Origin of the sequence: Janibacter hoylei PVAS-1, assembly GCF_004025845.1 — a bacterium.
In the GTDB taxonomy this organism is placed as follows: domain Bacteria; phylum Actinomycetota; class Actinomycetes; order Actinomycetales; family Dermatophilaceae; genus Janibacter; species Janibacter hoylei.
In genome coordinates, this window is record NZ_PIPF01000016.1 from 39,927 (window position 1) to 50,207 (window position 10,281).

A 10,281-nucleotide genomic window follows, 5' to 3' on the forward strand; every position below is an offset into this window, starting at 1 on the left:
GTCAGCCGTAGACGCGCCCCTGGGTCAGGTGCACCCGGACCGCGACATAGGTCGTCACCGCAGGCACGAGGACGCACAACCACCGGGCCGCCAGGAGGTCACCCTCGAACCCGCCGAGCGCAGCGTGCACTCCCGACCAGAGGGTGACGACGCCGGCGATCGCCGGCAGGAGCTTCAGCAGTGAGCTGCCGAGGGCGGCGAGGCACAGCACGGCCAGCAGGACCAGAGGCACCGCGACCAGGAGTCCGCTCACGTCTCCGGCCCCGGAGAGACCCCACAAGTCGAGGTCGAGGACGGGCGGTGCGACATCTTCCTGCAGCAGGCCGGTCGTCTCCTCCCCTTCGCCTTCCCACCGGGTCATCGGCAGGCAGGTCGTGATGAGCAGCGCGAGGGCACAGGCGACGAGGCCGCCCCTGCCCGCAGCCAGCTCGACGAGATGGTCATCGCGGTCGCCCCCGGTGGTCATGGCGGCAAACCTAGCGTCACGTCGTCAGAGCGTGCGCGAGATCAGCTCCTTCATGATCTCGTTGGTCCCGCCGTAGATCTTCTGCACGCGCGCCCCGGCGTAGAGCCGCGCGATGGGGTACTCGAGCATGTAGCCGTAGCCACCGAAGAGCTGCAGGCAGCGGTCGACGACCTCGCACTGGACGTCCGTCGTCCAGTACTTCGCCCGTGAGGCGGTCGCGGCGTCGAGCTTGCCGTCGACGTGCAGGGCGACGCAGTGGTCGAGGAAGGTCCGCGCCGCCATGACGTCGGTGGAGACCTCGGCGAGGGTGAATCGCGTGTTCTGGAAGGCGCTGATCGGCTTGCCGAAGGCGGTGCGCTCCTTGGTGTACGCCACCGCGAGGTCCACGGCGAGCTCGGCGGAGGCCACCGCGCTGACGGCGATCGCCAGCCGCTCCTGCGGCAGCTGCATCATCAGCTGGTAGAAGCCCTGCCCCTCCTCCTCACCGAGCAGGTTGGCCACGGGCACCCGCATGTCGGTGAAGGCCAGCTCACGGGTGTCCTGACCGTGCTGGCCGACCTTCTGCAGCACCCGACCGCGCTCGAATCCTTCGAGACCGTCGACCTCGGCCACGATGAGCGAGATCCCTTGTGCCCCTTCACCGCCGGTGCGCGCGACGACCACGACGAGACCGGCGTGCGAGGAGTTGGTGATGAAGGTCTTCGACCCGTTGATGACGTAGTGGTCGCCCTCGCGCCGGGCCGTGGTCTTGATGTTTTGCAGGTCCGACCCGGTGCCCGGCTCGGTCATCGCGATGGCACCGATGAGCTCGCCGGAGGCCATGCGCGGCAGCCACTTCTGCTTCTGCTCCTGCGACCCGTAGGCGAGCAGGTAGTGGGCGACGATCGAGGAGTGCACGGAGTAGCCGAGCGCGTCGTCTCCGGCCCGCCCCTGCTCCCACATCACGGCCGCCTCGTGGGCGAAGGTGCCGCCACCGCCGCCGTACTCCTGCGGGATCGAGATGCACAGCAGACCCGCGGCGCCCGCGGCCAGCCAGGTCTCCTTGTCGACCTGGTGCTGCTCGGCGAAGCGCTCCGCGTGCGGCGTCACCTCCCGCTCGAAGAAGGTGCGGGCGAGGGTGAGCACATCGGCCACCTCGTCCTGCATCCACGGGGAGGCATAGGGCTGGGGCATCAGGATCTCGGGCATCGTTGCCTCTCTGTCGTGAGTGCGGTTCGACCAGGGATGCCGCATCTCCCTAGGGAAATGACACCTCCTGTGGGCATTTCCCTAGGGAGATGCGACGTCTGGGTGCTATTTCCCTAGGGAGATGCGAAGTCGGGGGCGGGCGACGGGGCGGTCAGGATGGGCGAAGGGGGGCGAGCGGCACGTCGTGCTCCGCAGCCCAGGTGGCCCACTCGTCGGCCGTACGGCCGGCGAAGAGCTCCGCCAGCCGCTCGCGCGAGAGCTCCTCGGGCGCGATCCCGAGGACCTCGAGCAGGCGGGCGGTGAAGTGCGGCTCGAGCGCGGCGAGCGCGATCGGCCGGTCGGCGGTGTCGTAGACGGCGTAGACCGGCAGGCCGCCACCGAGCAGCGCGCCCGGCGCGGTGAGCCCGTGGCGTCGGGGGCCGGCGATCGTCGCCGACACGTCCGACAGGGCCACCTCGCGGCGTACCCCTTCACCCGTGCGGGACCGGGCCACGAGCGCGGCCGCAGCCTCCGCCGCCGCTCGCTCCGACCCGGCGAGGTCGACGACGAGGGTGGCGGGCATCCTCCCTTCGCCGAGCAGACCTGTCACTGCCTGGTAGGTGAGGTCGTGACCGGGCGTCTCCGCCTCGTCGCCCGGGTGGCCGACGATGTCGACCTGGCAGACCTGCGGGTGCCGCGCGTGCACGGACTCGAAGTCGAGCCCGAGCCTGCGCAGCGCCGACGGCCGCGAGCTGGTGACGAAGACGTCTGCGGCAGCGAGGAGCTCGTCGACCTCGGCCCGACCGGCGTCGGACTTCAGGTCGACCCGACGCACCTCCTGACCGACGTGCAGCTCGTCGTAGTAGTCCTTGGCGAACTGCTCCATCGGGTCACCGCCCGGGGGCAGGACCGTCACGGCGCTCGCCCCCTGCCCGGCCAGCCGCGCGACGGCGGCCGGCCCGGGCAGGTTGATGGCGATCGAGACGACGCGGACGCCGGTCAGGGGGTCGGACACGTCAGGTCTTGTCGACGAGGGTGCCGGCGGCGACGCGGCCGCGCAGCCACTCCGACGGGCGGAAGCGCTCGCCGTAGGTGTCCGCGAGCTCGTCGGCGCGCGCGACGAAACCGGCCAGGCCGCCCTCGTAGTTCGTCATGAAGGTCGCCGGCCCACCGGTGTGCGGCGGGAAGCCGATGCCGAAGATGCCGCCGACGTTGGCCGACTCGGTGTCGGTGAGCACGCCGTCCTCGAAGCAGCCCGCGGTCTCCAGCGCCATGATGAAGAGGTAGCGGTCCTGCAGATCACGAAGGGGGACCTGCGTCCCCTTCGCGAAGCGCTCGCGCAGCCCGGGCCACAGGACCTTGGGCCCGTCGGCCGGGTAGTCGTACATGCCGGCGCCGGCGGCGCGGCCCTTGCGACCCTCCGCGACCATCGTGTCGATGAGCTCCTCGCCCGGGCCCTTGGGCAGGGTCTTGCCCTCCGCGGCCGCGGCCTTGTCGGCCTCCGCGCGGATGTGCTGGGTGAGGGTCAGCGAGACCTCGTCGAGCATCGCCAGCGGCGGCGCGGGGAAGCCCGCCGTCGTCGCGGCCCGCTCGACGACCATCGGGTCGATGCCCTCGGCGACGGCGACAGCGCCCTCGAGGATCAACGTGCCGAAGACCCGGCTGGTGTAGAAGCCGCGCCCGTCACCGACGACGACCGGGATCTTGCGGATCTGCTGGACGATGTCGATCGCGCGGGCGGTCGCCTCGTCGGAGGTCTGCTCGCCGCGGATGATCTCGACGAGCTGCATCTTGTCCACCGGCGAGAAGAAGTGCAGGCCGATGAAGTCGGCCGGCCGGCTGGAGAACTCCTGCAGCGAGGTGATCGGCAGGGTCGAGGTGTTGGAGCACAGAAGCGTGTCCGGCCCGACGACTGCTTCGACCTCGGAGAAGACCTGCTTCTTGAGGTCGTAGTCCTCGAAGACCGCCTCGATGACGACGTCGACGCCCGCCAGGTCGTTGACGTCGGCCGTCGGGGTGATCCGCGCGAGCACGGCGTCGGCCTTGGCCTGGTCCATCTTGCCGCGCTCGACGCGCTTGGCGAGCAGCTTCTCGGAGTAGCCCTTGCCCTTCTGCGCGCCCTCGATCGAGACGTCCTTGAGGACGACCTCGATGCCTGACATGGCGGCGGAGTAGGCGATGCCGGCGCCCATCATCCCGGCGCCGAGGACCCCGACCTTGCCGACCTGGCGGCGCTCGACGCCCTCGGGGCGCAGCTTGCCGCTGTTGATCGCCTGCAGGTCGAAGAAGAAGGCCTGGATCATCGCGGTCGACTCGCGGCCCGCCGCGAGCTCGGTGATGTAGCGCGACTCGATCCGGCTCGCGGTGTCGAAGTCGACCTGCGAGCCCTCGACGGCCGCGGCGAGGATCGCGCGGGGCGACTTCGTCGGGGCACCCTTGAGCGTCTTGCGCAGGTTGGCGGGGAAGGCCGGCAGGTTGGCGGCGAACTTCGGGACCGACGGGCTGCCGCCGGGGATCTTGAAGCCCTTGATGTCCCACGGCTTGGTGGCCACGCCCTCGTCGTCCTGGTGCTCGCGGATCCACGCCTTCGCGGCCGGGACGAGCTCCTCGCGGGTGGCGACGAGCTGGTCGACGACCCCCTTCGCGTGGGCCTGCGCCGGCGCGTACTGCTGGCCCTGCAGGAGCCAGCCCATGAGGGCCTCCTGGATGCCGAGCATCCGCACGAGGCGGGTGACGCCGCCACCACCGGGCAGCAGGCCGAGGGTGACCTCGGGCAGGCCGAGCTTGACCTTGGGGTCGTCGACGGCGATGCGGTAGTGGGTCGCGAGCGCGAGCTCGAGACCGCCGCCGAGCGCCGCACCGTTGATCGCGGCGACGACGGGCTTGCCGAGCTGCTCGAGGCGCCGCAGCTGCGACTTGATGCCCTCGATGCCGGCGAAGAACTCACCGGCGGTCTCCTCGGTCACCGACTGAAGGTCGGTGAGGTTGCCGCCGGCGAAGAAGGTCTTCTTGGCGGAGGTCAGCACGACACCGGTGATGTCGTCGCGCTCGGCCTCGAGGCGGTCGACGGTCTCACCCATCGCCGCGACGTAGGTGTCGTTCATCGTGTTGGCGCCCGCACCGGGGTCGTCCATCGTCAGCGTGACGATGCCCTCGTCGTCGCGCTCGTAGCGGATCATGTTCTCGCTCATGGCTTCTCGTGCTTCCTGTCCGTGACGAAGGGGGGTCAGACGCGCTCGACGATCGTGGCGACACCCATGCCGCCGCCGATGCAGAGGGTGGCGATGCCGCGCTCGAGGTCGCGGCGCTCCAGCTCGTCGACGAGGGTGCCGAGGATCATCGCGCCGGTGGCGCCGAGCGGGTGGCCCATGGCGATCGCGCCACCGTTGACGTTGGTCTGCTCCTCGCTCCAGCCCATGTCGCGCATGAGCTTGAGGGCGACCGCGGCGAAGGCCTCGTTGATCTCGACGAGGTCGATGTCGCTGGCCTTCATGCCGACCCGGTCGAGGGCCTTGCGGCACGACGGGGCGGGGCCGGTCAGCATGATCGTCGGCTCGGAGCCGATGACCGCGGTGGAGACGATGCGGGCGCGGGGGGTCAGGCCCATCTCCTGGCCGACGCGCTCGTTGCCGACGAGCAGCAGCGCGGCGCCGTCGACGATGCCCGAGCTGTTGCCGGCGTGGTGGACGTGGTTGATCGCGTCGACGTGCGGGTACTTCTCGGTGGCGACGAAGTCGAAGCCGCCCTGCTCGCCCATCGCGGCGAAGGAGGGACGCAGCCCGCCGAGCGACTCGGCGGTCGTCCCGGGGCGGATCGTCTCGTCGCGGTCGAGGATCGTGATGCCACTGGCGTCCTTGACCGGGATGACGCTCTTGTCGAAGTAGCCGCCCTCCCAGGCAGCAGCCGCGCGGGCGTGGGACTGCGCGGCGAAACGGTCGACCTCGGCGCGGTCGTAGCCCTCGATCGTCGCGATGAGGTCGGCGCTGATGCCCTGGGGCACGAAGTCGGTCTCGAGGGCGGTGCGCGGGTCCATCGCCCACGCGCCGCCGTCGCTGCCCATCGGCACGCGCGACATCGACTCGACACCACCGGCGATGAGCAGGTCCTCGAAGCCGGAGCGCACGCGCGCCGCGACCTGGTTGACCGCCTCGAGGCCGGAGCCGCAGAAGCGGTTGAGCTGCACGCCCGCGACCGGCTCGGGGTAGCCCGCCTTGAGGGCGGCGATGCGCGGCAGGACGGCGCCCTGGTCGCCGACCGGCGAGACGATGCCCATGACGAGGTCGTCGACCTGGGCGGCGTCGAGGCCGGGGTTGCGCTCCCGGATCGCCTGCAGGAGGCCGACGGTCAGGTCGATCGGCTTGACCTCGTGGAGGGAGCCGGAGGCCTTGCCCTTCCCTCGGGGTGTGCGGACGGCGTCGTAGATGATCGCCTGGGGCTGCTCGGGCATGGGCCGGCTCCTTCGCGGGTCACTGCTGGGGTTCGCCTCGCACCCTACGCAGGCGTTGAACACGTGTGCAATGGTGGGTCGACTTGTTCACCGTCACACCGAAGGCAGGTCCCCGTGGGTTCACGAGAAGGCGCCGCCGGCGACACCAGCACGCGGATCCGGGACGCGGCACTGGCGCTCTTCGCCGCGCGGGGAGTCGCCGCGACGAGCCTGCGCGAGGTCGCCCGCTCCGCCGGCGTGGCCCCGGGGCTCATCGGTCACCACTTCGGCGGTAAGGAGGGTCTGCGCGAGGCGGTGGACGCCTTCGTCGTCCAGCGCTTCCGCGAGGCCCTGGCCTCGGTCCCCCTCGAGGGCACGACCGCGGAGATCGCGGCGGGCCGTGACGCCGCTGTCGCCCGGATGTTCGCGACCAACCCCGAGGTCATCGACTACCTGCGCCGCGTCGTCGTGACGCCCGGCCCCGGCGATATCGGCCTGGCCCGCCTGCTCATCGAGGAGACCATCGCGCAGACCCAGACCCTGCGCAACCACGGCGTGACCCGCAGCGGGGTGCCGGTCACCGAGCAGGCCGTCGCCGTCCTGCTGCGGCAGCTGGGCACCTGGCTGCTCCAGCCGACCCTCGACCGGATCTGGCAGCTCTCCGGCGCCGAGGGCGACTCCCCGGAGGTCCGCGTCACCCTGCGCTGACCCACCCGGCCCCACCTCCGGTCCCTGCCCTTCGAGACGCTCGGCCGTGGACGGCCTCGCTCCTCAGGGCCCGGAGGCCGCCCGCGGCGGTCCCAGAGGGCCCTGTCCCGGCGGCAGGCTCACGAGCCCCGCTCAGCCGTTGGGGTCGGCATTGGCCGGGCACTCGCACCACTGGTCGGCGGGCACCTGGGCCCGCACCTGCGCGACGTGCTCGCCGCACCCGCTCCACGTCGTCTTGCCGCACTGCTGGCACCGGACCGGCATGCACACGGGCGGTCACTCCCCTTCGTCGTCGTCGCGCCGGACACGCTCCGGCGCCGCTCACAGTAGGGTCCCAGCATGGCCGATCGCAGCACCTACCTCCTCGTCGACGGGGAAAACATCGACGCCACCCTCGGGGTCTCCGTCCTCGGGCGGCGCCCGGAGCCGCAGGAGCGGCCGCGGTGGAACACGCTGCTCGAGTACACCGAGGCGGCGTGGGGCCAGCCGGTCAAGGGGCTCTTCTTCCTCGCGGTGGCCGGTGAGCTGCCGGCCTCCTTCGTCCAGGCGCTGCTCGCGATGGGCTACCGGCCGGTGCCGCTGCGCGGCGAGGGCAAGGTCGTCGACATCGCGATCCAGCGCACGGCGCAGGCGCTCGTCGAGCGCGATGCCGACGTCATGCTCGTCAGCCACGACAACGACTTCACGCCGCAGATGGAGGCGCTCGCCGAGGACGAGGACCGGCGCATCGGCATCGTCGGCTTCAGCGAGTTCATGGCCAACGGGCTCAAGCAGATCGACGGCATGGAGTTCTTCGACCTCGAGTACGACGTGTCGGCCTTCAAGAGCCGCCTGCCGCGCGTCCGGGTCATCGAGATCGACGAGTTCGACCCGCTCGAGTTCATCTGACGAGCTGCGCGTCACCGCTCGAGCATCCTCGGCGCTGCCCTCGTTGGACTCCCGGAACGCCAGCCGATAGGCAGGAGGCATGGAGCAGACACCGGTGCCCCCGATCCTCATGGGCGTCTACCGCTACCCGCGGATGATGACCTCGAAGTCCGAGCCGACGATCCTCGGCGTCCTCCCGGGCCGGGTGTGGCTCGTCGGCCAGGGCGGCGTCCTCTTCGACGCGCCCGCGCAGGCGATCCGCGCCAAGGCGAGCAAGACCGTCGGACACGTCACCCTCGAGGTAAACGGCGGCAAGCACGTCCTCGCGGGGATCGGCAGTGCCTCGGGCGCCCCCTTCAGCGAGCAGCAGCTCGCCGAGCTGGCCGCCTCTCGTCCGGCCGTCGAGGGCCATCCAGCAAGCCAGTCGCTGATGGCCGGCCGCACCCTCTACGTCGGGGCTCCGGGCAAGATCGACGGGACCTACCAGGGCGGCGTCCAGTCGATCGTCGGCCGCGAGATCGGGCAGCAGCGGGAGATCGGCGCTGCCCTGCGCGAGCTGCTCACCGCCGTGGGCGTCGCGGTCTGAGGCCGCCCGACTGCCGGGCGCTGCATCCCCCTTCGTCGCCGCGTCGCGGGCAGTCGTCAGGGCAGGTCGACGACCACGACCCGACCGGTCGCCGTCGTGATGACGGCCCGGTCGTCCGACAGCAGCCGCACCGAGGTCCCGCCGACGTAGCCGGAGAGCAGCGGGCGGCTGCGGCCCGTCGCGGGGTCGAGCTCGTCGACGAAGCCCAGCGTCGTCGCACCGACGATCGTCCCGTCGGACCGGACCGCGAAGTCGTCGAGGCTCGTGCTCACCCCGGCCACGCGCTGCGTCGCGCCGGTCGACGGGTCGACGCGGAAGACGGCGCCGAGCAGCGTCGAGCCGACGTACAGCTGACCCTGCGGCCCCACGGCCACCCCGTTGGGCGTGGGGAAGGACGAGGTGAGACGGCGCCGCTCCCCGGTCTGCGGGGCGACCCGGTGGACCCCTGCGTCACCGCCCAGGGTCACGCTGACGACGAGGTCACCGTCGGGCAACCGGGCCATCCCGTTGGCCTCACCCATGCCGGTGGTGACGGTGCGTCGGGCCCCGGTCGTCAGGTCGATGGCGAACACGCCGCCCTTGCGGGTGAAGATCGAGGCGGGTGTGTTGCCGGTGACGACGTAGACGGTGTCGCCGTCGACGACCATCTGGCTGGGGTCGGCGACCTCTGCGACCGTGGTGATCTGGTGCGTCTGCGCGTCGACACGCTGGATCTTGTGCTGGTTGAGGTTGGCGACCAGCAGGTCCCCGTCGGCCAGGATCGCCGCCCCCTCCGCCCAGCCGCCGATGTTGACGTCGAGTCCGTCGGTGACCGCGACGCTCGTCGTCGGCGCGGCGACCGCCCCGGCCGACGGAGCGGCGATGAGCGTGAGAGCCGCGGCCGCGGCGACGATCGTGGTCCGGGTCAGGTGGCGCATGGTGTCCCCTCGTCGAGCGGAGCTCGCCTCGGCAGACACGGCCAACCTAGCGACCGAGGGTGCCGCGCACCTGGCAGACGTCAGAGCTCCCCTACTCAGGGGACGTCCCGATCGTCGTTGAAGGGCGACTCACGGAGCACGGCGACGTGGTCGGAGTGCAGGCGATCGCCCCACGCCAGCTCCACCCGGTTCAACCAGAGCTCGCTCAGGTGGAACCACTGACGCCGAGAGTCCTCTCGCGGGCGACGATGCCTTGCCTCGTACGTCCTCGCGAGCTGGGCCGCCATGTCCGTCACGAGCGACTCGACCACCCCGTCGACGCTCTCGTGCACCTCGTCCCGGACGAGCTTGCCCCGCTCATGAGCCCGGACGAAGAGGCGGCCGTCGTCCTCGCCGTAGTACGGGTGGGCTCCGTCGATGTTGTCGCGGTCCGGCACCCGCCAGGGCCGCAGACCCGACTCCCGCTCGAGGACCGCGACGCACTCCTCCAGACGGCGGGCGACCTCGGCGAGACGATCGGGCACGTCGGCGCCGCGCCCGGGCTGAGTCTGCGGGTCAGGTGCCATGCCGGCCAGCCTGCCACCGACCGGATGCAGGCACGACGAAGGGCGTCCCACCAGCTGGTGGGACGCCCTTCGTGAACTGTGCGCGAGGGGGGATTTGAACCCCCACGCCCTTTCGGACACTGGCACCTGAAGCCAGCGCGTCTGCCGTTCCGCCACTCGCGCAAAGAGTGAGCCGCGCACCTCTCGGCGCACGAGCCGTCTCATTGTGCCCCATGACCCGACCGATCCCCAAAGCGGCGGGGCGCGGGGTCCCGGTCAGCCCTGCTCGCTCACGCTGAGGTGCTGCTGGGCCAGCCGGCGAAGGGGGGCGAGCACCCGGTCGACGAGGACGGTCCCGAGGACCACCTGCCGCACCGCGCCGGCGGGGTCCTGGGGGACGGAGTCGACGTCGACCCGGGCCACACGCAGGCCCCCTTCCGCGTAGGCGCTCATGCGAGTCTCGTCGACCCCGGGTACTCCTCGCGCAGCCGGCGCACGACCCCCGGCACCCCCACCTGGGCCGCGGAGCTGAAGGAGGCGCATCCGCGCGCCCCGCACCCACTGAGCTTGTCTCCCTTCGAGACGGCCGCGGGCGGCCT

12 protein-coding genes and 1 tRNA gene are annotated in these 10,281 nt (G+C 71.4%); 3 read left to right on the forward strand and 10 right to left on the reverse strand.

What is annotated here, in order from left to right:
• Position 1 precedes the first annotated feature (1 nt).
• From CWN80_RS14990 to CWN80_RS15010, 5 genes are all read right to left on the reverse strand, one after another.
• Complete coding sequence (locus tag CWN80_RS14990; protein ID WP_007929851.1) at positions 2-466, reverse strand: hypothetical protein; 465 nt, start codon at positions 464-466, stop codon at positions 2-4.
• Between the two features lie 24 nt (positions 467-490).
• The gene (locus tag CWN80_RS14995; protein ID WP_040881796.1) at positions 491-1,654 is read right to left on the reverse strand and encodes an acyl-CoA dehydrogenase family protein; all 1,164 of its coding nucleotides are present in this window, start codon (positions 1,652-1,654) and stop codon (positions 491-493) included.
• Positions 1,655-1,805: 151 nt separating this feature from the next.
• Positions 1,806-2,648 carry a CoA transferase gene (locus tag CWN80_RS15000; RefSeq protein WP_007929545.1) on the reverse strand — a complete coding sequence of 281 codons (843 nt, stop codon included), beginning with the start codon at positions 2,646-2,648 and terminating at the stop codon, positions 1,806-1,808.
• A gap of 1 nt (position 2,649) precedes the next feature.
• The gene (locus tag CWN80_RS15005) at positions 2,650-4,824 is read right to left on the reverse strand and encodes a 3-hydroxyacyl-CoA dehydrogenase NAD-binding domain-containing protein (RefSeq protein ID WP_007929547.1); all 2,175 of its coding nucleotides are present in this window, start codon (positions 4,822-4,824) and stop codon (positions 2,650-2,652) included.
• A gap of 35 nt (positions 4,825-4,859) precedes the next feature.
• Entirely contained in the window at positions 4,860-6,080 is a 1,221-nt protein-coding gene (locus CWN80_RS15010) for an acetyl-CoA C-acetyltransferase (protein ID WP_007929548.1), read from the reverse strand.
• A 114-nt stretch (positions 6,081-6,194) separates the two neighbouring features.
• On the opposite strand from CWN80_RS15010, the gene CWN80_RS15015 reads away from it, so the two are divergent.
• Positions 6,195-6,767: a TetR/AcrR family transcriptional regulator gene (locus CWN80_RS15015; RefSeq protein WP_128277499.1), complete on the forward strand. Its 573-nt coding sequence runs from the start codon at positions 6,195-6,197 to the stop codon at positions 6,765-6,767.
• Positions 6,768-6,899: 132 nt separating this feature from the next.
• Here the strand turns inward: CWN80_RS15015 and CWN80_RS15590 are convergent, their stop codons facing one another.
• Positions 6,900-7,037 carry a hypothetical protein gene (locus tag CWN80_RS15590; protein WP_169330622.1) on the reverse strand — a complete coding sequence of 46 codons (138 nt, stop codon included), beginning with the start codon at positions 7,035-7,037 and terminating at the stop codon, positions 6,900-6,902.
• Between the two features lie 69 nt (positions 7,038-7,106).
• Between CWN80_RS15590 and CWN80_RS15020 the strand changes: the two genes are divergently transcribed.
• The gene (locus CWN80_RS15020) at positions 7,107-7,655 is read left to right on the forward strand and encodes an NYN domain-containing protein (protein ID WP_007929554.1); all 549 of its coding nucleotides are present in this window, start codon (positions 7,107-7,109) and stop codon (positions 7,653-7,655) included.
• Positions 7,656-7,734: 79 nt separating this feature from the next.
• Positions 7,735-8,220: a hypothetical protein gene (locus CWN80_RS15025; protein ID WP_007929556.1), complete on the forward strand. Its 486-nt coding sequence runs from the start codon at positions 7,735-7,737 to the stop codon at positions 8,218-8,220.
• A 56-nt stretch (positions 8,221-8,276) separates the two neighbouring features.
• Here CWN80_RS15025 and CWN80_RS15030 read toward each other — a convergent pair whose 3' ends face one another.
• From CWN80_RS15030 to CWN80_RS15465, 4 genes are all read right to left on the reverse strand, one after another.
• Complete coding sequence (locus CWN80_RS15030) at positions 8,277-9,137, reverse strand: outer membrane protein assembly factor BamB family protein (protein WP_007929558.1); 861 nt, start codon at positions 9,135-9,137, stop codon at positions 8,277-8,279.
• 95 nt (positions 9,138-9,232) lie between these two features.
• Positions 9,233-9,703 (reverse strand): hypothetical protein, encoded by a 471-nt coding sequence (locus CWN80_RS15035; RefSeq protein ID WP_007929560.1) that lies wholly within the window; start codon positions 9,701-9,703, stop codon positions 9,233-9,235.
• Between the two features lie 79 nt (positions 9,704-9,782).
• A tRNA-Leu gene (locus CWN80_RS15040) sits at positions 9,783-9,865 on the reverse strand.
• A 93-nt stretch (positions 9,866-9,958) separates the two neighbouring features.
• Positions 9,959-10,135 (reverse strand): hypothetical protein, encoded by a 177-nt coding sequence (locus tag CWN80_RS15465; protein WP_156811806.1) that lies wholly within the window; start codon positions 10,133-10,135, stop codon positions 9,959-9,961.
• Positions 10,136-10,281: the final 146 nt, after the last annotated feature.